Source organism: Caballeronia sp. SL1002 (assembly GCF_057814995.1).
Genome location: NZ_JBYMUW010000002.1, coordinates 405,120 through 429,294 on the forward strand (window position 1 = coordinate 405,120; position 24,175 = coordinate 429,294).

General features: G+C 61.7%; 21 protein-coding genes, 1 other RNA gene, 1 pseudogene and 1 riboswitch. Of the genes and pseudogenes, 7 read left to right on the top strand and 16 right to left on the bottom strand.

The features are described from left to right. Positions 1 to 23 precede the first annotated feature (23 nt). Positions 24 to 917 carry a prolipoprotein diacylglyceryl transferase gene (lgt, locus tag AC3D25_RS04745; protein ID WP_488887314.1) on the top strand — a complete coding sequence of 298 codons (894 nt, stop codon included), beginning with the start codon at positions 24 to 26 and terminating at the stop codon, positions 915 to 917. A gap of 77 nt (positions 918 to 994) precedes the next feature. Here lgt and AC3D25_RS04750 read toward each other — a convergent pair whose 3' ends face one another. The 12 genes and pseudogenes from AC3D25_RS04750 to AC3D25_RS04805 all read right to left on the bottom strand — a co-directional run bounded on the left by AC3D25_RS04750 (position 995) and on the right by AC3D25_RS04805 (position 13,898). Next, entirely contained in the window at positions 995 to 1,720 is a 726-nt protein-coding gene (locus AC3D25_RS04750; RefSeq protein WP_488887315.1) for an SIMPL domain-containing protein, read from the bottom strand. Between the two features lie 139 nt (positions 1,721 to 1,859). Further along, positions 1,860 to 2,834 carry a T6SS immunity protein Tli4 family protein gene (locus AC3D25_RS04755; protein ID WP_488887316.1) on the bottom strand — a complete coding sequence of 325 codons (975 nt, stop codon included), beginning with the start codon at positions 2,832 to 2,834 and terminating at the stop codon, positions 1,860 to 1,862. Positions 2,835 to 2,893: 59 nt separating this feature from the next. Beyond that, the gene (locus AC3D25_RS04760; protein WP_488887317.1) at positions 2,894 to 4,468 is read right to left on the bottom strand and encodes a phospholipase D-like domain-containing protein; all 1,575 of its coding nucleotides are present in this window, start codon (positions 4,466 to 4,468) and stop codon (positions 2,894 to 2,896) included. A gap of 80 nt (positions 4,469 to 4,548) precedes the next feature. Then, positions 4,549 to 5,586 (bottom strand): T6SS immunity protein Tli4 family protein, encoded by a 1,038-nt coding sequence (locus AC3D25_RS04765; RefSeq protein ID WP_488887318.1) that lies wholly within the window; start codon positions 5,584 to 5,586, stop codon positions 4,549 to 4,551. Continuing rightward, on the bottom strand, positions 5,583 to 6,974 hold the full coding sequence (locus AC3D25_RS04770) for a phospholipase D-like domain-containing protein (protein WP_488887319.1): 1,392 nt from the start codon (positions 6,972 to 6,974) through the stop codon (positions 5,583 to 5,585). The genes AC3D25_RS04765 and AC3D25_RS04770 overlap by 4 nt, the downstream gene beginning before the upstream one ends. Before the next feature lie 85 nt (positions 6,975 to 7,059). Next, a pseudogene (istA, locus tag AC3D25_RS04775) lies at positions 7,060 to 8,154 on the bottom strand (IS21 family transposase); the annotation flags it as partial. Positions 8,155 to 8,229: 75 nt separating this feature from the next. Continuing rightward, positions 8,230 to 8,880, bottom strand: coding sequence for a hypothetical protein (locus tag AC3D25_RS04780; protein WP_488887320.1), 651 nt, complete (start codon positions 8,878 to 8,880; stop codon positions 8,230 to 8,232). Then, positions 8,880 to 11,624, bottom strand: a complete 2,745-nt coding sequence (locus tag AC3D25_RS04785; RefSeq protein WP_488887321.1) for a type VI secretion system Vgr family protein — start codon at positions 11,622 to 11,624, stop codon at positions 8,880 to 8,882. The genes AC3D25_RS04780 and AC3D25_RS04785 overlap by 1 nt, the downstream gene beginning before the upstream one ends. A gap of 596 nt (positions 11,625 to 12,220) precedes the next feature. Further along, on the bottom strand, positions 12,221 to 12,679 hold the full coding sequence (locus tag AC3D25_RS04790) for an EVE domain-containing protein (RefSeq protein WP_488887322.1): 459 nt from the start codon (positions 12,677 to 12,679) through the stop codon (positions 12,221 to 12,223). A 173-nt stretch (positions 12,680 to 12,852) separates the two neighbouring features. Next, positions 12,853 to 13,034, bottom strand: a non-coding RNA gene (ssrS, locus tag AC3D25_RS04795) — 6S RNA. Between the two features lie 151 nt (positions 13,035 to 13,185). Continuing rightward, a complete protein-coding gene (locus tag AC3D25_RS04800; RefSeq protein ID WP_488887323.1) occupies positions 13,186 to 13,500 on the bottom strand; it encodes a cell division protein ZapA in 315 nt (104 codons plus the stop codon). After that, the gene (locus AC3D25_RS04805; protein WP_488887324.1) at positions 13,497 to 13,898 is read right to left on the bottom strand and encodes an ATPase; all 402 of its coding nucleotides are present in this window, start codon (positions 13,896 to 13,898) and stop codon (positions 13,497 to 13,499) included. Before AC3D25_RS04805 ends, AC3D25_RS04800 begins: the two co-directional genes overlap by 4 nt. A 227-nt stretch (positions 13,899 to 14,125) precedes the next feature. After that, positions 14,126 to 14,467: riboswitch (cobalamin riboswitch) on the top strand. Between the two features lie 77 nt (positions 14,468 to 14,544). Here AC3D25_RS04805 and AC3D25_RS04810 point away from each other — a divergent pair. The 6 genes from AC3D25_RS04810 to cobC are packed head-to-tail and all read left to right on the top strand — an operon-like array spanning position 14,545 to position 20,650. Beyond that, positions 14,545 to 16,395 (top strand): TonB-dependent receptor domain-containing protein, encoded by a 1,851-nt coding sequence (locus AC3D25_RS04810; RefSeq protein WP_488887325.1) that lies wholly within the window; start codon positions 14,545 to 14,547, stop codon positions 16,393 to 16,395. A gap of 18 nt (positions 16,396 to 16,413) precedes the next feature. Then, positions 16,414 to 17,442, top strand: coding sequence for a FecCD family ABC transporter permease (locus tag AC3D25_RS04815; RefSeq protein ID WP_488887326.1), 1,029 nt, complete (start codon positions 16,414 to 16,416; stop codon positions 17,440 to 17,442). Beyond that, a complete protein-coding gene (locus tag AC3D25_RS04820) occupies positions 17,439 to 18,227 on the top strand; it encodes an ABC transporter ATP-binding protein (protein WP_488887327.1) in 789 nt (262 codons plus the stop codon). The genes AC3D25_RS04815 and AC3D25_RS04820 overlap by 4 nt, the downstream gene beginning before the upstream one ends. Positions 18,228 to 18,238: 11 nt before the next feature. Next, positions 18,239 to 19,321 (top strand): nicotinate-nucleotide--dimethylbenzimidazole phosphoribosyltransferase, encoded by a 1,083-nt coding sequence (cobT, locus tag AC3D25_RS04825; RefSeq protein ID WP_488887328.1) that lies wholly within the window; start codon positions 18,239 to 18,241, stop codon positions 19,319 to 19,321. 4 nt (positions 19,322 to 19,325) lie between these two features. Beyond that, on the top strand, positions 19,326 to 20,096 hold the full coding sequence (locus AC3D25_RS04830; RefSeq protein WP_488887329.1) for an adenosylcobinamide-GDP ribazoletransferase: 771 nt from the start codon (positions 19,326 to 19,328) through the stop codon (positions 20,094 to 20,096). Next, positions 20,081 to 20,650 carry an alpha-ribazole phosphatase gene (gene cobC / locus AC3D25_RS04835; protein WP_488887330.1) on the top strand — a complete coding sequence of 190 codons (570 nt, stop codon included), beginning with the start codon at positions 20,081 to 20,083 and terminating at the stop codon, positions 20,648 to 20,650. Before AC3D25_RS04830 ends, cobC begins: the two co-directional genes overlap by 16 nt. Here cobC and AC3D25_RS04840 read toward each other — a convergent pair whose 3' ends face one another. From AC3D25_RS04840 to cobU, 4 genes are read right to left on the bottom strand one after another with little or no spacing between them, the layout of a single operon-like run. Further along, a complete protein-coding gene (locus AC3D25_RS04840; RefSeq protein WP_488887331.1) occupies positions 20,651 to 21,583 on the bottom strand; it encodes a cobalamin-binding protein in 933 nt (310 codons plus the stop codon). It abuts the gene before it with no gap. Next, a complete protein-coding gene (gene cobD / locus AC3D25_RS04845) occupies positions 21,541 to 22,563 on the bottom strand; it encodes a threonine-phosphate decarboxylase CobD (RefSeq protein WP_488887332.1) in 1,023 nt (340 codons plus the stop codon). The genes AC3D25_RS04840 and cobD overlap by 43 nt, the downstream gene beginning before the upstream one ends. Beyond that, positions 22,556 to 23,497: an adenosylcobinamide-phosphate synthase CbiB gene (gene cbiB, locus AC3D25_RS04850; RefSeq protein WP_488887333.1), complete on the bottom strand. Its 942-nt coding sequence runs from the start codon at positions 23,495 to 23,497 to the stop codon at positions 22,556 to 22,558. Before cbiB ends, cobD begins: the two co-directional genes overlap by 8 nt. A gap of 7 nt (positions 23,498 to 23,504) precedes the next feature. Next, the gene (cobU, locus tag AC3D25_RS04855) at positions 23,505 to 24,047 is read right to left on the bottom strand and encodes a bifunctional adenosylcobinamide kinase/adenosylcobinamide-phosphate guanylyltransferase (protein WP_488887334.1); all 543 of its coding nucleotides are present in this window, start codon (positions 24,045 to 24,047) and stop codon (positions 23,505 to 23,507) included. Positions 24,048 to 24,175 lie beyond the last annotated feature (128 nt).

Sequence of the window (24,175 nt, forward strand, 5' to 3'; positions counted from 1 at the left end):
GTTGAACCGCTAATAAATCCACGATGCTCATTCATCCCAATTTCGATCCCGTCGCCATTCATCTCGGCCCGCTCGCGGTCCGCTGGTACGGCCTCATGTATCTGGTCGCGTTCATGTCGGCGATCATGATCGGCCGGTTGCGCCTGCGGCTGCCTCACGTGGCCGCGCAAGGCTGGACCGTGAAGGACATCGACGACATGCTGTTTTACGGCGTGCTCGGCACGATCCTCGGCGGGCGGCTCGGCTATGTCGTCTTCTACAAGGCGAGCTATTACTTCGCGCATCCGCTCGACATCGTCAAGGTGTGGGAGGGCGGCATGTCGTTCCACGGCGGGATGATCGGCGTGACGCTCGCCATGGTTCTGTTCGCGTTCCAGCGCAAGCGCACGTGGCTGCAGGTCACCGATTTCGTCGCGCCGATGGTGCCGCTCGGGCTTGCGGCCGGGCGTCTAGGCAACTTTATCAACGGTGAGTTGTGGGGCCGCGTGACCGATCCGAAAGCGCCGTGGGCGATGCTGTTTCCCGGCGCATCCAACGACGATGCAATCTGGCTCGCGCGGCATCCGCAAGACGATCTGCAATGGGGTTTGAGCGAGATTTTCGAGCGTTATCACATGTTGCCGCGCCATCCGTCGCAACTGTACGAGATCGCGCTGGAAGGCTTCGTGCTGTTCATCGTCATGTGGACGTTTTCGCGCAAGCCGCGTCCGATCGGCGCGGGTTCGGCGCTGTTCCTGATCGGCTACGGGCTGGCCCGTTTCACAGTGGAATTCGCGCGCGAGCCGGACGATTATCTTGGACTGCTCACGTTCGGCATGTCGATGGGCCAATGGCTTTCGCTGCCGATGATCCTCGCCGGGATCGGGCTGATGATCTGGTCGTATCGACGTTCGCGGCAGCGGGCGAACGTGGCTTGAGCTTCGTCGCATCGCTCAAATGAAAAACGCCTCGCATTGCATGCGAGGCGTTTTTTCATGCGGCAGGCGAGTGCGGGTCAGCGGCCCATCTGCACCGAGCCGGACACGTTGGTCGTGACCGTCGATGTTCCTGCTTCGAGCGCCATCGGCGCGGCCATTTTTGCGTCGGCGCTCATCGCGCGCGCCTGCATCATCATCACCGGACGCGGCCCGGAACCGTTGCTGCCGACGCTCACTTCGCGGATCGAATAGTTGCTGTAGCCGAACGCTTGCGCGGCGGCTTGCGCTTGCGTGCGGAAGGACGCGATGGCTTGTGTCGTGAGCTTCTGTTCAGCCGCGCGCTGGGCCTCGGGCGACAGCGAGAAGGTCACCTCGCCGACCTGCATCGACGCGCTCATCTTGCCCGCGAGCTTCGACGCCGCCGCGAAGTCGTGCGATTCGAGCACGACCTCCGTGCGCCCGCGCCATGCGGAAATACGGCCATCACGATCCGTCGACGGATACACGGTGAACGAACCGCTGCGCGCTGTTACGCCATCGACGCTCTTCGCCTCGCGCAACGCGGCTTCCGCGCGTTGGTTGAGCGTGGTGGTGAGTGTGGATGCGTCGTTCGCTTGCTGCTCGTAGAAGAGCGTGATGTGGACGACGTCCTGCGGCACTTCGGTGCTGGCTTCTGCTGAAAGCGATAGCACGCCGGCAAGCGACGTTTGCGAGGCGGTGGTTTGCGCGAAGGCGCTCGTTGCGCTCGTTACGCTGAAGACTGCGGCGGCGATGAGGGCGAGGGCGGTTTTGTTGTTGGTCATTGTTGTTCTGATCATTTTTGATTGGCTCTGGGGTGTAATGCGCGCGTGAATATTAGGGAGCAAAAGTTGGAGTTCAGATATGACCCGCGCTTAATGTCGTTTGTTCCGGTTTCGTTTCTCTTTGGGGGCTAATGATGCGCTATTGAACCGGTCTGCGCGTAACGGACGCTGCGATGGCCTTCGCGATGTCTTCCAGTTGATCCCCGGACGCTGGAAGTCCCTTTGCGTATTTCGCGGTTCGTTCGACCAGCAGCAGCAAATCAGGCGTGTCAACGGAGGCATCCGGATCTCCTTGCACCGTCACGAGATAGGCGTAATCCGTCACGCCATCGTAGCGCGTGACAGTTGCGAAGCTCGCCGTGCCCAGACGTCCTGCCATGACGCTTGGACGGTAACGCATCGGACCATGCAAGTGGATTACCTTGCCGATCGCAAATGTAGTCCAGGTGAACTCATTCCTTTGTTGAGAAGTCATTTTTGACAAGTCCCCCGCGGTACGATCCAGGAGAAAGATACTTACGTCGGGGTGATCCTTTAACCGGAAAGTGACACCGACAACTCGACCCGTATCGTGCCCGCTATCGGCGACAAAGATGCCAGGAAGACAAGCACCTTTCTCATGAGGTATTTCATATGGCTGACGAAAATGAAGATCCGACAGCGTGTCCATCGCATCTTTTCTCATTGCATCGGGACTGTCGTCGTATGAAGTGGTCATGAAATCAATGAATTCACCGTTCTTGTAGTGATAAAATCTCGAGGCGACCCGGCCAGATATGACGAGGGAGTTCGGCTGAGTCGTCGGAATCTCGGAATAACGATTGCTTTCGGCGAACTCTTTCATGCTGGCAACAGCGGCTTCCCTTCTTCTCTTGAAAAGGTCGTGAGCCTGTTTTTCCGAAACATCGTGCAAAATCCGAAATTCACCATTCAGTACGAATGATGAATGCGTCGCCGTTTGACCGTCTGGGAACTGGATTGAATCGTCTAAAATGTCGCCACGATAGACCGAAGGTCTAGTAGTCGCGACATCGACGGGGCCAGGAAAGGCTAGTTGGTAGCGTCCGACGCATTCACGGTATTCTTCAGCGTTGCAATCAGCCGAGAATAACAAGGCACACGATGAAAACGCGGCTACCGAAACTACGAATCGTGTTTTGCGAAGGTTTCGTATCACGACACATCCCCGCGTGTACGGCGGCTTTCAACTACTAACTGTCCGCTGGCGTCGGATAGTTTAAGGTGGTTCGGAAAGAAATTGTTTTCTGCGATTAACGATGTTGCGAACCCAAGATTATTGTTTTCGCTGCGTGTCCAATCGATGGGAAGTGAACAGATGAAACCTCTTACTTCCTTCAGATTATCGGCATCGTGGGTATGACGGGGCTTAGACCAGAAGTTTTTGGAAAAGGGCATGCGAACGTCTTCCGTGTTCGTTGTTTTACTTTTCCACGTAGGCCAAATTGACGCATACACTTCGTTATTTCCTAAAGGCCTATTCCGCGGAATAAAATCAAACGCCGCCTCATAAAGCGCCGAATTCGCATCCGCGACTTTCTGAATAGCCTTCCAGCTCGCCGGATTAGCCGGCTGATCAATAGCCGTCTGAAGTTCGGACGCGGGGCGCACATTGCCCGTGATCCCGAAAATCTTCTTCCACACCGCTTGTCGCAGTTGACGTGCAAAAGTACGCGTCGACTTCAGATCGCCGCTGCCGTCCAGATCAACCTTTTCAGTCACCGAATCGGCGATCAACACAGCGATTTCCGAGTCTCGCGACCCGAGCATGCTCCGGTCGTTGATATTGGCGCTGCCCACGATCGCATACAGATCATCGACGATCATCATCTTGTTATGGACGTAGATCTGCTCAGTGACGTACCGGTCGCCGAGCTTGGCCCAATTGCGCAGATTCAGCAGCGTCACGTACTCACGACACTTCTCGACGGGAATGTCCTTGTAACGTAAGTCATTGGCCTCGGTGAGGACTTTCTTCCAGTCGACGACCTTCTTGTCGCGAAGTTCCTTGGCTTTCAGATAACGGCGAACCCGATTGAGCAAACTGAACGAACCGAATACCAGCGACTGCATAGTCCAATGCACCTGATTCATAACGGACGGATCGTTCAGGGTGCCTTCCGGATGAACGGGCAGAGTGATGATGACGTGAAAGTGCTCTTTGACGCCGGACATGATGGTGCGGCCGATCCGTTGCCCGAGTCGTTCACAGATGAAATTCTTGGGCGCTTCATGGGCGTGCGATGAGACAACGGTCAGGCGGGTCGCGAGTTGGTCGGTGCCGTACCCCTTGATCAGCGTTGCAGGACCGGAAAGGTTCCCCGGCGAACTGATATCAGGTGCCTGCTTGTTGGGATCGGTGTGTTCGCTGACAAAGCCCGATACGAAAAACTGGTTTTCAATATAGATGAACGACGTGGCTCTGCTGATGAGATTGCCCATCGCCAACGCGATCTCACGCTGGCTGCCAGTCGGAGCACGGCGAAGCGCCTGATCGCTGCGGCTGAGGTCGTTGTACTCGGCTAGACGCATCCTCGCGGGGGCGCTGCGCAGAACCTGAACGCCACAGCCACCGGTCTGAAGCGCGGGAGTCGACGGCAATTGCAGCGGCTCGCCGCCCGCGCTGTTCCAGCGCAACACGAAGTTCAGTGCGATATCGGTGGCGGAGGGGCCGTCGATGCGTACATGGGAATCCTGCCACGGCATACGCGGCTGGACCTTTTCGTCCAAGGTTTTGTTCTCACCGCCGACGCTTGGGAATGTTCCCGCTCGTAACCGGGATGGGCTAGGGTATGGCAACACTTTTGGTTTTATTGAACCGGTCTGCGCTTGACGGACCGTGCAATGGACTTTGCAATGTCCTCTAGCTGATCGCCGGAGACTGGCGGAACGCCCTTTGCATACTTTGCGGTTCGCTCGATTAGCAATTCCAGATCGGGTGTGTCCACTGAGGCGTTCGGGTCGCCTTGCACTGTCACGAGATAGGCATAGTCCGTTGCGCCATCGTAGCGCGTGACGGTAGCGAAGCTCGCTGTGCCCAGACGACCTGCCATGATGGTTGGTCGATAACGCAGTGGACCATGCAGATGGATCACGCGGCCGACGGCGTCCGAAGTCCAGACGAATTCGTTCCGTTGGCGCGAAGTCATTTTCGATAAGTCACCGGCAGTATGATCCGCGAGGTAAATGGTCACATCTGGGTGGTCTTTCAGCCTAAAAGTAACGCCAATGTTGCTGTAATCATTTGCTCCAATGGACGCAATGAAAATTCCGGGAAGGCAAGCTCCTGATTCACGGGGAACCTCATATGGTTGACGCATGCGAAGATTCGTGAACGTGTCCAACATGCGCTTCCTTATTGTTCCAGGATCGTCGTCGTATGACATTGCCGTGTAACTGACGAGTTGCCGATCCCTGTAGATATCGAACTCCGACGAGCGCACTCCCGACATAACGAAAGAATTCGGCCGATCGGTTGGAATTTCAGAGAAGTGTTTGTCTGCGTTGGATTCGCGCTTGCTGGCGACGACAAAGGCTTTGCTCTTACTCAAGAATTCGCGAGCCCACGATTCCGAAATACCCTGAACAATGTCGAATGCGCCGTTAAAAGCAAACGAAGAATACATAGTCTGTTGGCCGTTAGCGAACTGGATCGGATACTTAATAAATTCTCCATCAAAGGCGGCGGGAGTGGTCGTTGCCACATCCACCGGACTTGGAAATGTTAGTTCGTATCGCCCAACGCACTCCTTGTACACGTCCGCTGATGCGGAACCCGTAAGGAGAAAATAAAGAAGATATGCTGTTCTCAGATGCCAGTTCCGTGGAAAGTAGATGTTCGGCATCATCCCAATTCTCCCCGTGCGTTCTGGCTTTCGATTGACGCTTGCAGCGCGATTTCCGGTGAAATTGCTTTGTTCGCGGACGTATTGTTCTTCGCGACCAAGGACGTGGCAAAACCAATATTGTTGTTTTCGCCCCGAGTCCAATTGATCGGTAGGGAAACGATAAAACCTTTCACTTTTGTGAGATCGGCAGCAGCAGGCGTGTATTGAGGTTTTAGCCAAAAGCTTTCGTTGAATGGCATCACGACATTTTTCTCGTTCATGCTTTTGTCGGAATCGTTCCACGCGGGCCAAATCGACGCGTGCGCCGAGGAATTCCGCCGCGAAGTGGCAGGCCTATTCCGCGGAATAAAATCAAACGCCGCCTCATAAATCGCCGTATTCGCATCCGCGACTTTCTGAATAGCCTTCCAGCTCGCCGGATTCGCCGGCTGATCAATAGCCGTCTGAAGTTCGGACGCGGGGCGCACATTGCCCGTGATCCCGAAAATCTTCTTCCACACCGCTTGTCGCAGTTGACGTGCAAAAGTACGCGTCGACTTCAGATCGCCGCTGCCGTCCAGATCACACTTTTCAGTCACCGAATCGGCGATCAACACCGCGATTTCCGAGTCCCGCGACCCGAGCATGCTCCGGTCGTTGATATTGGCGCTGCCCACGATCGCATACAGATCATCGACGATCATCATCTTGTTATGGACGTAGATCTGCTCAGTGACGTACCGGTCGCCGAGCTTGACCCAATTGCGCAGATTCAGCAGCGTCACGTACTCACGACACTTCTCGACGGGAATGTCCTTGTAACGTAAGTCATTGGCCTCGGTGAGGACTTTCTTCCAGTCGACGACCTTCTTGTCGCGAAGTTCCTTCGCCTTCAGATAACGGCGAACCCGATTGAGCAAACTGAACGAACCGAATACCAGCGACTGCATAGTCCAATGCACCTGATTCATAACGGACGGATCGTTCAGGGTGCCTTCCGGATGAACGGGCAGAGTGATGATGACGTGAAAGTGCTCCTTGACCCCGGACATGATGGTGCGGCCGATCCGTTGCCCGAGTCGTTCACAGATGAAATTCTTGGGCGCTTCATGGGCGTGCGATGAGACAACGGTCAGGCGGGTCGCGAGTTGGTCGGTGCCGCGCCCCTTGATCAGGGTTGCAGGACCGGAAAGGTTCCCCGGCGAACTGATATCGGGTGCCTGCTTGTTGGGATCGGTGTGTTCGCTCACAAATCCCGATACGAAAAACTGGTTCTCGATATAGATGAACGACGTGGCTCTGCTGATGAGATTGCCCATCGCCAACGCGATCTCACGCTGGCTGCCGGTCGGAGCACGGCGAAGCGCCTGATCGCTGCGGCTGAGGTTGTTGTACTCGGCTAGACGCATCCTCGCGGGGGCGCTGCGCAGAACCTGAACGCCACAGCCACCGGTCTGAAGCGCGGGAGTCGACGGCAATTGCAGCGGCTCTGCGCGGGTGGCGTGCGACCTCCTCGCCGTCTGCGACGACGCTCAGGTAGGTTGGATAGATGCGCAGACTCGCAACCTGATTAGCGTGCTTCGTGGGCACGCTGTAGCGGTTGCGCTGGAAGTGAATCAGGCTCGTAGAGGAAACACGAACGGGCTGCTCGATGTAGCCATCGAACGGTTTCGGATTGGCCATGAGTTGCGGCCGTTCCTCTTGCAGTACGTCGGCGACAGTCAGCTCCGGCCATTGGGGGTGACGCAGCTCCTGCCAAGCCGCTTTGCAGCGTTCGCCAAGCCAGATGTTCAGAACGTCGAGTGACTCCCAGCGCTGGCGAATTGCTTCATGCCAAATTTGCCGTCGTCGGTCTTGGACGTTCTTTTCGACGATGCCTTTCTCCCAACCGGCTGCTCGATTACAGAACTCCGGCTCGAACAGGTAGTGGCCGCACATCGTGTGGAAACGCGCATTGATTGCCCGCTCCTTGCCCGGGCCGACCTTGTCGACGGCGGTCTTCATGTTGTCGTATATGCCTCGACGCGGAACGCCACCCAACGCCTGAAACGAACGTGCGTGCGCGTCGAACAACATCTCATGACTCTGCGTGTAATAGGCAACAAGCCAGAAGGCGCGGCTGGCGGCCAACTTTAAGTGCGCGACCTCAAGCCGCTTGCGCAAGCCCCCAACGAAGACGTATTCGCAGCTCCAGTCAAACTGGAATGCTTCGCCATATTCAAACGCCATCGGGACAAACGCACCGCGCGGAGATTGTTCCTTTGCCTCGCTCCAGGCCCGAATGAAAGCGCAGATACGCCCATAGCTTCCGTCGTAACCAGCAGCGCGGAGGTCTTCATACATCTGCCGTCCGGTGCGGCGGTCGCGCTTAGGCCGCCGAGTGTCCGCGACGAGCCACATTCGCAATTGCTCGGACCATGGGTCTACCACACTGCGGTTCACGCGTTTGGGGTAGCGCGGCACATCCTCTTTCGGCTCTCTCAACCACTGCCGAACAGTATTTCTGGATAAGCCCGTGCGCCGGGATATGTCTCGGATAGAGACGCCGTCGCGGAAGTGCATCCGCCGAATCTTGGCCAACATGCTCACCGTAATCACTCCGGTTCTCCGCTCGGGCTACCGAGCGGACATTCGAACATGTGGGTCAATTTTCGATGAAAACTTTTAACCCAAGTGGGTCAGTTTTGCATGGCCATCAACATCCGCTTTCAGGTCGTAGGTTGCGTCATCGAAGCGCCCATAGCAGAGGTCCATACCACCGACAAAGGCGGACTTTCCATCCACCAAGACGAACTTCTGGTGGTGGCTGAAAAAGCCGGAATCGTCGTCGGCTAGCGCCTCGGCCAGTGTCACCCATATGCAGGTACGTTCTGCCAGGTCGTTGATTGCCTCCAGCACCGATTTGGTCGGGCCGTCGTACGTTTGCACCGGCGGCGAATGCTTCCAGGGCATGACATAGACTTTCAAGCCTTTGTTTGCCTTAACCGCTTTCAGCAAGACGTCGAACAGCCGGCCGCCTTTGCCTGCCTTGAGCTGAGCATCCCAATTCACCTGCCAGCCAACGATGTACACCGTATCCGTCGCACCCTCGATCGCTGCAATCAGGTTCGCGAAGTATTCCACTCCAGTTGTGAACGGCGTGACCTTGTTTCCCCACCGGGGCGCCGAAAAAGGTTGACCGGCAAGCGCCCATAGATTTTCTGTCCCATGCGCCTTATACGGCGCGCCTGCTTGGTCGATGATCTGATTCAGCAGGGGGACGGTGTAATCAAACAGAGTGCCTGTCGGCGGCACTTTTGCCATCACATCGGACATCAGCTATTCCCCCGGAGTTTGCCGAGAATTACGCGGCCGCTTTTTGCTTGCAATTCCTGTTTTGCCAGTGGCGAAAAACTCCGATCCACATCCTCTTGCTGCGCCGTATATTGCTGGTCGCTGTAACCCATCGCATCCAGTGCAGCGTAAAGGCGGGTGCCATCGTTCCAGCTTTCCCGTTCGCGTTGAAGGTAGAGTTGGCGGATTTGTCCTGCGAAGACGAGCCAGGTTTGAGCGGGGTTCTCGTTGTACGCTTCATGCAGTTGCTTCTGTTCCGCATCGTTCAGCTTAATCTTGCCGTCCGCGTCGCTCTTACCGCTTAGAACACTCTCCGAAGCCATCAAGGCTTCTTCCGCGTTCGACGCCTGAACAACTCGCCACGCAGTGCTGGAGTGGGCCGTTCCATTTGGGCCGGGCAAATCGGAAAGAAGCATGTTGAATTTCACGGGGCCTTGTTGGGGCTGAGGAGGCAAGGGGCCGAGCTTGGGATACATCGACGCTGCGCCTTTTTTCTGGACCGTAATGACCTTGAGAAACAGGTCGCCGGGACCGCCGATCGTGATACTGCCGCCCTTCAGCTCAATGAACGCGCCGCCGCATTCGAGGATGATTTCCTTGGCGGCGGCTATATTGACCGCCCCGTTGACACTCGCCATCGACACATCCTTATCGGCGAGCAGCGACATCGCGTCGCTTTGCGCCTGAATCTCGACAGGGCCTTTCCCGGCGAATATCTTGATTCCGAGCTTCTGCGCGAACATCGAAATCTTCTCGCCCGCCGCGACTGTGAAGCGCTTCCCGACGCTGAAGTCGGCGTTCGTGCCCGCGACCGTCTCGATGTTGCCCTGCGCCGCGAACTGGATGCCCTGGCCCGCGACGATGCCCGCCGAAGCTGGCGTGCTCATCAGCAGACCCGGTTTCTTCAGACCGTCGAAAGCTTCTTTCATTTGCTGCTGTGCGTCGGTGTCGGCAGGCTCGGCTTTCGCGCTCGTCGCCGACTCTGCCAGCGCCTTTGCAGTCGCCAACGCACTCTCAAGCTGCGCAATCGTCTCCTGCATATCGAGCTGCTTGCCACTTGCACCGGGACGATCATAAGTCGTCAGATGCAGACCCTTGCCCGCGCGTTCGACGCCATACCCCGACGTCCTCAACTCGTATCCTTCGCCACGCTTTTCGAGCTTGCTGTCGACCAAATAGCCGAGGTTGAGTTGCGACTTCCCCGAATGCTCCGTACTCAGCTTGATGCCTTCCTGCCCCGCCCAATCCTCCATCCGCAGTTTGTTGTTTGACTGCGTACGGATCGTGTTGCGCGAGAGCCAGCGACGATCGTTCGTCACCAGATCCCTCGCCTGACTATGGTGGTGGAACGCCGTGATCTCCGGCTTGTCGGGGTCTCCATCGCGGAAGGAAATCACCGCTTCGTCGTTATCGAGCGCGACGAAGTGCATGCCTGTCTGCAACTTGCCAGCGAATGGTTTCGCCAGCCGCAGCGGCACACTTTCACCACCGCCGGGCCAGTCCGCGAAATCGACGTCGAAGCGGACCACGTAATAGCCCGCCGACGTCAAATATCCGTATTTGTATTTATCAGGGCTGCAAACCCGCGCACTGAGCGTCCCCGCGATCTTCGGCCACGCTTCGGGTTGCAGTTCGAGACGAAAGCGCCGATCGGCGGGAATGGCCTTATAGCTATTGGTATAGGACTTGTCCCGCGCTCCGAGGTGCGTGACTTCGATCACCACTTGGCCTTTGGGCGCATCCGGCAACACCACATCCGTTTCCAGCACGCGCGCGCATTGCAGCGCGAGCACGGTGCTCTCGCCATCGAATATCACTTGCCGCGCGATGGCTGCCTCATGGCGCAACTGGGCTTCCCATTTCGCGCCGTCTTGACTCAAGTGGTGCGTGCCGTAGATGTACGGCTGGCCATAGGTCGTAGGATCCTGAGGCGCGATATTCGCCTCGTCGCGAAAGCGCTCCCACGCCTGCTCCGGGTCGTAATCCGCCACGACGAACGATTGCGGCACCGTCACCATGTGCGTTTTGAGCGACGTCACCGCTTCGACGCCGGCCGCATCTAAGCCGGAAACCTCGCGATACGGCGCGATCAGTTGTGGATCGTAGAGATAATGGTCGATGTCATCGCTGAAGACCACCTGATCGCCATACTCCGTCTCAACGACGAAAGAGTAGATGCCCGCCTTCTGCATAAGCATCTGCACGTAGGCCAAATCGTCGATCTTGTATTGGAAGCGGAACAGGTGCTTGACGTACTGGTTTCTCAGACGAAACGCGTACTGCTCGGGTCTCAGACCGTGACGACGCATCACCGAGGCGATGATGTCCGGCGTCGATTGATGCTGATAGACCTGCGTATTGGTGACCGCCGAAAGCCGCCCGATGTGGGATTTCAGCACGACACGGTACTTCGTGAAGTCCTTCGTCGTCTGGATTATCGAGAAGCGCTCGATAAAGCCTGAGAACTTCCGTGAGGTACCGTCGTCCGGCACGATCGTGAAGACTGCGTCGCGGCTCAGGTAGTCGGCGCGCGCGAGTTGCAGCGGATGCGTCAGTTCGATGCACACTTCAACCGGCTCGCCCATCTTCTCCGTTGCCGCGAACGACACGACCGATAACTGCGCCGCGCGATCGGTGCCGGGCACATCGAGAAAGTAGGCTTGCCGCCCGGGAATCGCCGTCACGCTGGTTAGAAATCTGCTCGCGTCTTCATGCAGGCTTGCCATCTCTTATCAACCCGTAATTTGATTAGCAATGCGTAGCATTCGATCCGTGCAAATGGTAGGCATTTGGAAAGGACACAATACGCGCCCTCATCCTAACGGTGAAGGATATGAAAGCTGCGACTGATGGCGACTGTTGTATTTATTCCGTCGATGACAATTGTTAACGGTTCGCGCTGTTTTCGAGATGTCCGACGTGCTATTCGGGGCTCGAAGCGGATAGAAAACTCATTGATGGAAGCAAAGGTTCCAGGGCAGGACAGGCCGGCAACCCGCGTGCGATCCTTTCACGTTCAATGGTGATCGGAAGCAGCGGTTACGTCGTAATGGGAGACGTGATTTCGCTGACTAGTTAGCGCGACGTGCCGAAGAAACGATTTAATCCCTCGCTATCGACGATAGTGCTGGCCCTAATAACACGTTGGAGGTCGGGGCTGCGATTCGCGCACGTGAACGCGCACCGATACTGCCTCGTTCACACCATTGACGTTTGCTTTCCAACTCAGCGGAAAAAACAGCCGCACGCGACGCCACTTCAAACGCCTCACACACCCGAAGTTCCCTTCATCGCGCTTACGCACACGCTGCATCCAAGCCCGTCACACAAGCCGCTTCGTAATAAATCGCCACTGCGCCTCGGTCACCGGCGTGATCGAAAGGCGATTGCCTTTGGCTAACACCTGCATGTCCGCGAGTTCGGCGTGCTCGCGCAACGTAGCGAGCGACACGAGCGGCGTCTTCTTCAAGAACTTCACATCGACGAGCAGCCAGCGCGGCGTTTCCTGCGTCGACTTCGGATCGAAGTAAGGACTCTTCTTATCGAATTGCGTGGCATCCGGATACGCGGAGGAGGACACCTCGGCGAGGCCCGCGATTCCCGGCTGCGGACAACTCGAGTGATAGAACAGAACGCCGTCGCCGGGTTGCATGATGTCGCGCATGAAGTTGCGCGCCTGATAGTTGCGCACGCCGGTCCATGGCAACGTTTTGCCGGGCGCGTTCGCGAGATGGTCGATGCTTGCTTCGTCCGGTTCGGACTTCATCAGCCAGTAGCGCATGAGCGGAGATGAATGAGAAGGCGCGTCAGGGAACGGTAGCGTTCAACGCAAGCGCGCTTCACGCGAAACGCGTGGAGCAACACAACGTGAAGCCAAACGCCGAGCCCCAAGAAAAAACGGCATCGGAAAAATTCCGACGCCGTGGCTTGAGCTGAAAATTCAGCTTGAAAAATAAGGTCCCCGCCTCAGCCGCTAGGCCGGCATCCTGAACCTGGGTTCAAGATTGGTCGCAGTTGGCAGCACTTCGGGTACATCAGACAGAGTGACGCGCGCGCCCGTGCTACAAATTTCCGCAACCGTGCACATAGGCATTGGTTCAAGGAATATATGACCTTGGCGAACCAGGCAGGGAGTACTAACTCTACACCAATCATCGGGGAGATGCAGCAACGTATTGGCTTTTTCTTCGTGCGTTTTTCGTGACGCCGCAACAGGTATTTTCCCGCGCGCTCGATCACTATTTTTTGCACGTTGCCCGCACGGGCTGCGCCGGTTGGCGCAAGCTTTTACTGCGCTTCGTATTGTGAAATGACAGCGCCGAGCTGCTCGTTCATGGAGTGCATGGTGCGTCGAATTTCTTCGGCGGGGAACGATTCGCCGTGACGAACGCTGTTCTGAAGCTTAAGCAATTCCGACGCCAGCGAGAGCGCCGCCATCACGGCGATGCGGTCGGTGCCGCGCACGTTGCTCGCATTGCGCACCTTCGACATTTCCGCGTCCACGCGCGCCACCGCTTCGCGCAGCGCGTCTTCCGTTTCCGGCGAACACGCGAGCCGGTATTGCTGCCCGAGAATCGCAACTTCGATCTGTTTGGTGGTCATGCTTTTTCTCCGTGGCTGTGCGCTTCATCGTTCGCGACGCCGTTCATGCCGGCCGCGTGCGCAAGACCGGTCGACGTATCGGACGTAGCGGACGCATCGGGTGGGAGAAGATCGAGTTGATTGTCCGGCTCCGGCGCGGCTTTCGCGCGCGGCAGCTTTTCCAGGATTGCGTTGAGGCGCACTTGCGCGTCGTCGATTTTCGCCGACAGCGTGTCGCGCTCCGCTTGCAGCGTGTCGCGTTCCTCGCGCACTTGAGCCAACTCGGTCTGTGCGTTCGCGAAGTCGGCGCGCAAGTGTTCGAGTTGTTCTTCGAGCGCGTGGCGCGCCTGATGATGGCGTTCGCTGATCTTGATCAGCCGGCCGATGTTCTGTGAAAGTGATTCGAGTTCGTTGAGCATGTGCTGCGTCCTCTAAAGACCTGGCATTTTAGCGCGGTTCAATCCAGCAGCCGATAAATGTCTCGTTTCGAGACGTAACAGCATGCGAACGTGCAGGCAAAGCATCGCTAACGACGCAACGGATGTTCGTCATTCATGTGCGGAAAGCCCTATTTTTCAGGCACGAAATGTGAAAGCGACCGACCGTCGAACGCGTGCCGCTTTCTTGACGCTTCGTGCCGCCGCTCCTAAACTCCCGGCACTTTGGTGCTCGCGCTCGCGGTCTACGCTCGCGCAGTCAAACGGGAAACAGGGAGCGAAGTCCGCCCGGACGAGCCAACCTGTGCTGCCCCCGCAACGGTAAGCGACCGCAACGCAAGTTGCAAGCCGGTCCAGGGCGTATCGAGTCGGTCCGCGTGTGTGCGATGAGTGCGCAAACAGCATGCAAGCAGCATGCAAACCTTTGCGCGCTTTTTTCATACCGAATAATGCTGACGACGATGCGCCAAAACGCCACTGCGCAAATTTCGCGTGGGAAGGCGGACCGGCATGTCGTGAGCCCGGATACCGGCCAAAGAGGAGAGCGCCGCGTGCAAAAACGCGGCGCTCGACGCATGCACTCGCGGGGCGCGGGTGGCACATGCTCCCAACCGGACCTTTTCGACCGATGCTTTCACCCTTTGCCCGCGCGGCGATGCTGCTATGCGGCAGCCTGCCGTGCGCTGCGTTCGCGCAGACCACCGACCACGATCCCACGCCCACGCTCGCACCCGTCGTCGTGACCGCGACGCGCACGCCTGAGCCACTCGCGAGTTCGCTCGCGCAGACCACGCTGTTCGACCCGCAGGATATCGCCGATACCAACGCGACCGACGTCGCCGGCCTGCTCGCGCTCGGCGCGGGCGTGCAGGTGTCGCGCAATGGCGGGCCGGGCGCGTCGTCGAGCATTTTCGTGCGCGGCGCTTCGTCGGCGCAATCGCTCGTGCTGATCGACGGCGTGCGCGTGGAGTCGGCGGGGCTGGGCGCGGCGCAGTTATCGCAACTGATGCTCGACGAGATCGACCATGTGGAAGTGGTGAACGGGAATGTGTCGGCGTTGTATGGATCGAGCGCGGTCGGCGGGGTTGTGCAGATATTTACCAAGACGGGCGAGGATCATCCGCCGCGCTTCAACTTCGAAACCGAGTACGGCAGTTATCACACGCAGCGCCAGCAACTCGGCGTGTCCGGCGCGCTTGACCAGGACGGCCGCACCACGTTCAGCGTCACCGCATCGCGTGGCAAGACGGACGGTTTTTCGTCCATTGATCCCGCCATTTCGCCGAACGCGAATCCCAACGCGAACGGCTATCTGAACGAGAGCGTGAGCGCGACGCTGCGCCATACGTTCACGGCGAACTGGGACGCGGGCGCGCGCTTTTTCCAGTCGAACGGCATCAATAGTTTCGACGATGCCTACGGCCTTCCGACCGACCTCAACGAGTCGCATAACCGCGTGCGTTCGGCGTCGGTGTTCGCGAACGGCAAGCTGACCGATCGCTGGACTGCGCACTTCACGATCGCGCAGGGTCAGGATCGCTCGAATATCGAGCAGAACGGCGTGTACACGAGCAAGTTCAACTCGGAGACGCGCCAGTACACCTGGCAAAACGATTTCCTGCTCACGCGCGATCACAAACTGCTGTTCGGCTACGAGCATCTCGACGAGACCCTCGACTCGAACGAATTCGACGCGCCCGCGCGCCACGTCAACTCGGTGTTCGCGGGCTATGTCGGGCGGATCGGCGGGAATCAGTTCCAGGCGAACGTGCGGCGTGACCAGTACTCCGATTTCGGCGGCGCGAACAGCTACTATCTCGGCTACGGCTACAACTTCGATGCGCACTGGAAGGTGAGCGCGAGCTATTCCGCTGCGTTCCGCGCGCCGAGTTTCGACGATCTGTACTATCCGTTCAGCGGCAATCCGTCCATTCAGCCGGAGCGCAGCCATTCGGTCGAGGCGGCGCTCCAGTACGCGGCGAGCGGGATCGGCGTGATCCGGGTGACGGCGTTCGAGACGCGCTATTCGAACCTGATCGATTACGTGGCCGACGGCGCGGGGTTTTACATCGCGCAGAACGTCGGGCGCGCGAAAGTGCAGGGCGTCGAAGCCTCGTGGGCGGGGCAACTCGCGCGCACGGACTTGCGCGCGTCGTTCACGTTCCAGAATCCGGTCGATGAAACGAACGGCCAGGATCTCACGCGCCGCGCCCGACGTTTCGCGACGCTCTCGGCGCACCGCTCGTTCGGCGGCTGGCGCGTGGGCGGCGAGTGGATCACGAGCGGCGCGCGCAGCGATTACGATTCGACGCTCGCCGGCTACGGCGTCGTGAATCTCTCGGCGCGCTACAGCATCACGAAGGCGTGGTACGTCGATGCGCGCATCGACAACCTGTTCAACAAGGACTATGAACTCGCGTATTCCTACAACACGCCACGACGCGGCGCGTATCTCACGCTCGGCTGGCAGCAGCAATGATCGCCGGGACGCGCTGACATGAGCGCCGCGCGCGGGATGATCCGCGGCATGTCGGCGAGCCGCGCCATGGCGATCTGGTCGACGCTGGCGGGCGCTGCGGTGCTCGTGTTCGTGGCGTCGCTCGCGTGCGGCAGCGTCGCCGTGCCGCCGTGGCGCGCGGTCGCGGCGTTGCTGCACGCGGGCGCGCCGTCCGGAATCGCCGATGAAATCGTGCTTGGACTGCGTCTGCCGCGCGCGCTCGGCGGCTTCGCGTCGGGCGCGCTGCTCGCGCTTGCCGGCGCGTTGCTGCAAGTCTTGCTGCGCAATCCGCTCGCTGAACCCTACGTGCTCGGTGTGTCGGGCGGCGCGGCGGCGTTCGCGCTCGCGGCCATGCTCGCTGCGCTGCCGTGGTGGAGCGTCGAGGCCGCCGCATTCGCGGGCGCGTTCTTGTCCATCGTGCTCGTGCTCGGTCTTGCGCGCCGCGAGTTGTGGCGCGGCGATCCGCAGGATGCATCGCCGCGATTGTTGCTCACGGGCGCGGTGATCGCGGCGGGCTGGGGCGCGCTCATCACGCTGATGCTCGCCGTCGCGCCCGAGAACCGGCTGCGCGGCATGGTGTTCTGGCTGACCGGCGACCTGAACGGCGTCGCGACACCGTGGACGGCGGCGTTCGCGCTCGCCGCCGCGCTCGTCGCCGTCGTGCCCGTCGCGCCGCAACTCAACGTGCTGCTGCGGGGCGACGCCGCCGCGCAAGCGCTTGGCGTGCCGGTCGCGCGCTTGCGTCTGCGCGTGTATCTCGTGGCGTCGCTCGCGGCCGCGGCGGCCGTGACGACGGCGGGTACGATCGGCTTTGTCGGGCTGGTCGTGCCGCATGTGTTGCGGCTCGCCTGTGGCAACGATCAGCGCATGCTCCTGCCCGCGTGCGCGCTCGGCGGCGGCGTCGCGGTGATGGGCGCGGATTTGATCGCGCGCACGGTGATTGCGCCAGCGCAGTTGCCGGTGGGCGTGATCACCGCGCTGGTCGGCGTGCCGGTGTTCCTGTGGATGCTGCTGCGGCGCACGTCATGACGCTCTCCGTTCAAAACCTCCAGTTGCGCGCCGGAAGCCGGATGTTGATCGACGGCTTCAGCGGCCGGTTCGAACCCGGCGAAATGTGGTGCGTGGCCGGGCCGAACGGCGCGGGAAAGACCACGCTGATCGGCGCGCTGGCTGGACTCGCCGCGCCGGCGTCGGGGGCGATCCTGCTCGACGGACGGCCGCTCAACGCATGGCGCGCCGCCGATCTCGCCCGCCGCCGCGCGCTGATGCCGCAGACCGAGCACGACGCGTTCAGCGCGAGCGTGCTCGATATCGTGATGCTGAACCGCTTTCCTCACTTGAGCGGATGGGGCTGGGAAAGCGCGGCGGATCGCGCGGTCTCGCTCGCGGCGCTCGATACGCTCGGCCTTGCGCCATTCGCCTCGCGCGATGTCCGCACGTTGTCGGGCGGCGAGCGGCAACGCGTCGCACTCGCCGCGGCGCTCGCGCAGGACGCACCGCTGCTCTTTCTCGACGAACCGCTGTCGCATCTCGACCTGCATCATCAGATGGCGTGCCTCGACGCGCTCACACGCTGGCTGCAAGCCGAACCCGCCGCGCGCACGGTTGTGTTTTCCTGCCACGATCTCAATCTCGCGCGCCGTTTCGCGAGCCATGCGCTGCTGCTCGACGGCGCGGGCGAGGTGTCGGCGGGACGCGCGCGCGACGTGCTCAGCGCAGAACGCGCGAGCGCGGCCTTCGGCTATCCGCTGATCCTTATTCACGAGGGCGGCCACGAGGCGCTCGTGCCCGCCCTGCAACGTCCCAGTTTCTAACGGAATCCATCATGTCACTCGAACTCGCCGTGCCACGTCCTGAAGCGCTCGATCGCACGCTCGAAGCGCGTCTCGCTCATGTCATCGATACGAAGACCAAGCCGCTCGGCAGTCTCGGCCGGCTCGAAGGGCTCGCGCTTCAGCTCGGCCTGATCCAGCGCACGGAGACGCCGCGCGTCGAGCGTCCGACAATCATCGTGTTCGCCGCCGATCACGGTATTGCCGCTGAGGGCGTGAGTTCGTTTCCGCAGGAAGTGACCGTGCAGATGGTCGCGAACTTCGTCGGCGGGGGCGCGGCGATCAACGCGTTGTCGCGCGCGGCGGGCATGACGCTCGAAGTCGTGGATGCCGGTGTCGCGAGCGCGCTGCCCGCATCCGACGGCCTGATCGACCTGGCGATCCGGCGCGGCGGCACGCGCAACTTCGCGCACGAACCCGCGATGACGCGCGACGAAGCGCTCGCGGCGATCGCGCGCGGCGCGGCGCGCGTGCGGCATCACGCGGCGCTCGGCACGACGGTGATCGGCTTCGGCGAAATGGGGATCGCCAATACGTCGGCGGCCGCGTGCCTGATGAGCCGGCTGTGCGATCTGCCGATCGACGTGTGCGTCGGGCGCGGCACGGGGTTGTCGAATGAAGGCGTGGACCGCAAGCGCGCCGTCCTCGCGAAGGCGCTCGAACTTCACCCGGCAAGCACGGACCCGCTCGACACGCTTGCGACCTTCGGCGGCTTCGAAATCGCGATGATGACCGGCGCGTTCCTCGCGGCCGCCGAGGCGCGGCTGACGATTCTGGTCGATGGTTTCATCGCGACGTCGGCGCTGCTCGTCGCGCACGCGATGTCGCCCGCCGTGCTCGACTATTGCGTGTTCGCGCACGCGTCGGACGAAGCGGGGCATCGGCGGATGCTCGATTTTTTCGGCGCGAAACCGCTGCTCGAACTGGATCTGCGTCTTGGCGAAGGAACAGGCGCGGCGCTCGCGCTGCCCTTGTTGCGCGCGGCGGCGGCGTTCCTCTGCGAGATGGCGAGCTTCGAGTCGGCGGGCGTCGCGACCAAGAGCGACAAGAGCGACACGAGCGGCAAAGGCGGCTGACGCGATGTCGCGCGCGCTCGACGAACTCCGCTACTTTTTCACGGCGCTTGGCTATTTCACGCGCGTGCCGGTGCCGCGCTGGGTCGGCTTCGAGCGGCATTATCTGAACGCGGCGGCGCGTTATTTTCCGCTGGTCGGGCTGATGGTCGGCGGCGTCGGCGCGCTCGCGTATCTGGCGGCGCTGCGCGTATTTCCTGCGGGCGTCGCCGTGCTGCTCTCGATGGCCGCGACGCTGCTTCTGACCGGCGCGTTCCATGAAGACGGCTTGGCGGATAGCGTCGATGCGTTCGGCGGCGCGTACACCCGCGAGGATGCGCTGCGCATCATGCACGATTCGCGCATCGGCGCGTTCGGCGCGATTGCGCTCGTGGTGGCGCTCGCGCTGAAGTGGCAGACGCTGGCGTCGTTTGGCGCGCGCGATGCGAGCCGCGTCGCGTGGCTGATGATCGCGGCGCACGCGGCGAGCCGCACTGTCGCGATCAGCTTCCTCGTCACGCTCGATTACGTGCGCGCCGAGGGCAAGGCGAAGCCGGTGGCGCAACGCATGAGCGGCGCGGCTTTCGGGCTGGCTGCCGTCGTCGGATTGCCGTGGCTCTTCTGGCCCGACTGGCGGCTCGGCAGTGTGATGCTGGCGGCGCTCGCGGCGTTGCGCTTCATGCTCGGCCGCTATTTCGTGCGGCGGATCGGCGGCTATACCGGCGATTGCCTCGGCTTCGCGCAGCAAATTTTCGAGCTTGCCATCTACCTGATCGGACTTGGATGGATCTCATCCTGATTCGCCATCCGGCAGTCGCGATCGACGCCGGCGTGTGCTACGGACAAACCGACGTGCCGCTCGCGGGCGATGCGGCGGCGTCGGCGCGCTTGCTCGAAGGTCGCATGAAGGCGCTCGACGTGCCGCCGTGCGAGGGCGCATGGTTCACGAGTCCGCTGCAACGATGCGCACGGCTGGCGGCATCGCTCGGGGCGATGCGGACGGACGCGCGTCTGAAGGAACTCGATTTCGGCGCGTGGGAAGGCCGCGCGTGGGACGGCATCGAGCGGGCGCTGCTCGACGAATGGGCCGCCGATGTCGAGCATGGCCGTCCGCACGGCGGCGAGAGTCTCGCGCAGTTCACCGCGCGCGTGATCCAATGGTTCGATGAAACAAGTTCAGCGGGGGCGACGCCCGTTCACTGCGTCACGCATGCCGGCGTGATTCGCGTGCTCACGGCGCACCTTTTGCAGCAGCCGAGCGCGAACGTGCTGCAATGGCCGCTCGATTTCGGCGCGATCGTCTGGTTGCGGCGCGTGCGCGATACGTGGCTGCTGGTGCGCTGGAACGCGTGATTAGTGCGGGCGGCGCGCGCGGGCTTGATCGAGATCGGCGCACAGTTGCGCCGCGCCTTCGGCAAGTCGTGGCGTAGGACGGTTGATCAGATCGCCGTCGATACCGAACAGATTCTTGCGCGCGACCGCCGTCACGGAAGGCCAGCGCTGCCAGCGGTCGAGCGCGGGCAACGGCCGGTCCGGCGCGGTCGCGCCCGGCGTCGCCGTGACGATGGCTTCCGGATTCGCCGCGAGCACGGCTTCCGTCGAGACTGTCGGGACGAGCGGCGTGAGGCCCGCGAATACGTTGCGCCCGCCGCACAGTGTGATGACGTCGCTCACGATGTGCGCGCCGCTCAGGGTCATCAGCGGATCGTCCCAGACCTGATAGAACACGGCGACCGGCGACTTGGCCGCATAGCGCGTGCGCAGTTGCGCGATGTCGTGGCGGAATGCATCGGCGGCGCGCGACGCCGTGGCGGACGTGCCGAGCAGCGTGCCGAGTTTATCGAGCGTGGCGGGGATATCGTCGAGGCGATGCGGTTCGCTGAAAAAGAGCGGCACGTTCAGTTCGCGCAGACGGTCGAGCTGGCGCGTCGCATTGCCATGCCGCCACACGACGATCAAATCCGGCTTCAGCGCGACGATCCGTTCGAGGTCGAGCGCCTTGTTATCGCCGACACGCGGGATATTTTTCGCTTCCGGCGGATAGTCGCTGTAGCTCACCGCGCCGACGACCCGCGCGCCGCCGCCCGCCGCGAACAGCATCTCGGTCACGTGCGGCGCGAGGCTCACCACGCGCGCGGCGGGTGCGTTCAGCGTGACCGACGCGCCGGTGTCGTCGGTGACGGTGAGCGCGGCGTGCGCGTGCATCGCCACGAACAGCCCGCAGAACGCGACGTGCCGGAGATTCATGCGAGCGCCTCGTCGAGCGCGCGCGACAGCCGCGCCCATTCGCCTTCGCCGCCCGGCAAACCGATCCGCAAACTGGGCGTTCCGTCACCGCGATCGAACAGCCGGGTCCACACGCCGCGTTTCGCGAGCGCGTCCTGCAAAGCGGCGGCGCGCGGCGTTTCGAACCACGCGAAAAGCGGCGTGCCGCGCACGTCGAATCCATGTCGCGCGATCAGCGCCGCGAGGCGCGCGCCGTCATTCGCGAGCCGCGCGCGCGTCGCGTCCTGCCACGCGTGGTCGGCGAACGCGGCCAGCACCGCGTGGCGCGCGGGACCGCCGACTGTCCACGCGCCGAGCATGTCGCGCAACGCATCGCAGACGCGCGGGCTCGCGAGCACGAATCCCGCGCGAATCCCGGCCAGCCCGAAGAACTTGCCGACCGAGCGCAACACCACGAGTCCTTCCACGCCGGTGAATGCCGATAACGACGCAAACGGATCGGCATCGGCGAACGCTTCATCGACGATCAACGTACCGCCGCGCGCGCTCAGTTGCGCGTGCCACGAAAGCAGCGTGTCGCGCGACAGACGCTCGGCGGTCGGATTATTCGGATTAGCGACGATCACGTAATCCACCTCGTCCGGCAGCGCGGCCGCCGTCACGTCGAGCGTGGTCACCCGATGACCGGCGCGCTCGAATGCGGGCGCGTATTCCGCGTAGGTGAGCGGCGCGACAGCGGCGACGGTGGCAACACCCCGCGCCAGCAGCCACGGCAGCGCGCGGATCGCCGCCTGACTGCCCGCTACCGGCAGCGCGGCGGGCGCGCCGTAGTAGCGCGCGGCGGTATCGGCGAGACCGTCGTCTTCTTCCGGCAGACGCCGCCACGCATCGGGCGGCACCGGCGGCACCGGATAGCCGCACGGATTGATGCCGGTCGAAAGATCGAGCCAGTCTTCGAGCGCGATGCCGTAACGGCGCGCCGCTTCGCGCAGGTTGCCGCCGTGTCGGATCGGGGTCGAAGGCAAGTCAAAGTCAGCCATGAAAACCCACGCTCAGGAAAGCCACGATCAGATAGATGGCGACCCACAGCCACACGGTGCGCTCCACGAGCCGCAGCGCCGATACCACGTGATGCGGCGCGGCCGCCATGCCCGCGCCGAGCGTCGGCCGGCTTTCGAGCGCGCCGTGATAAACCGCCGCGCCGCCGATCAGCACATTCAGGCTCCCCGCGCCCGACGCCATGACCGGCCCGGCGTTCGGGCTGTCCCACGACTTGGCCTGCGTGCGCCAGCAGTGCAACGCCATGCGCGTATCGCCGAGCAGCGCGTAGCTCGCCGCCGTGAGGCGCGCGGGAACGTAGTTGAGCACGTCGTCGAAACGGGCGGCGGCCCAGCCGAATCGCAGATACCGCGTCGTGCGATAACCCCACATCGCGTCGAGCGTATTGGCGAGGCGGAACCCGAGCGCGCCCGGTCCGCCCGCGATGGCGAACCAGAACAGCGCGCCGAAGATCGCATCGTTGCCGTTCTCAAGCGTCGATTCGACCGCCGCGCGGGACAGCGCGCCTTCGTCGGCGTTCGCGGTTTCGCGCGACACGATGCGCGCGGTCAGCCGGCGCGCCTCCGGCAGATCGCCGCTGCCGAGCGCGCGGGCGATCGGCACGATGTGATCGCGCAGGCTCTTCGCGCCGAGCGCGAACCAGAGCAGCACGACATGCACGATGCACGCGAGCGAAAACGGCAGCACGGCGACGAGCGCCCAGGCGAATACGACCGGCGGCACGACCGCCAGCAGCCACGCGAGAATCCCGGCGGGCCGTGCGCGAAAGCCCGTGTTCAGACGCGCTTCGAGGCGCGCCGCGTAGTCGCCGAACGCGGTGAGCGGATGCCGTCCGCGCGGTTCGCCGAACAGCCGGTCGACGATTACACCGGCCACCGCGAGCATCGCCATTGCGTAGAAAGAGAGCAGCAGCATGGGCCGGTCAGCCTTTGAGCGCGAGCGGCAGGCCCGCGACCATCATCGTCGCGCGGCGGCTGGCGGCGGCGACGCGCTGGTTGAGCCGCCCGAGTTCATCGACGTAATGGCGCGTGACCGACCCGAGCGGCACGACGCCCAGCCCGATTTCATTGCTCACCACGATGATCTTGCCGGGCGTCTTTTCGAGCGCCGCGTCGAAATCGCTCAGGCATTTGGCGGGCGGGCGCGGCGGCGGAAGTTGATCGGCGGGACAAAGCAGATTCGCGAGCCAGAGCGTCAAACAGTCGATCAACACACAGTGCTGCTCGCGCGCCGCGCGGGCGAGTGCGCCCGCGAGATCCACCGGCGCCTCGACGAGCGTCCACTGCGCGGGCCGCCGCGCGCGATGATGCGCGATACGTTCGGCGAATTCGGCGTCGTCGGGCGGCGTCGCGGCGGTCGCGATGTACGTGACGGGCAGGCCGCTCGCGGCGGCCAGATTTTCGGCATAGAGACTCTTGCCGGAACGCGCGCCGCCGAGGACGAAGGTGATGTCGGGTGAGGTCATCGCGGTATTGTAGCGGCGCGTCTGGTTCCATCCAGGTATCAATATATGGCCGGTGCGCCAGCAATATATGGCCGGTGCGCTTGCTATATGCACCTGCGCGCCTGCGACGCTGCAAAAACCTCGGTAGC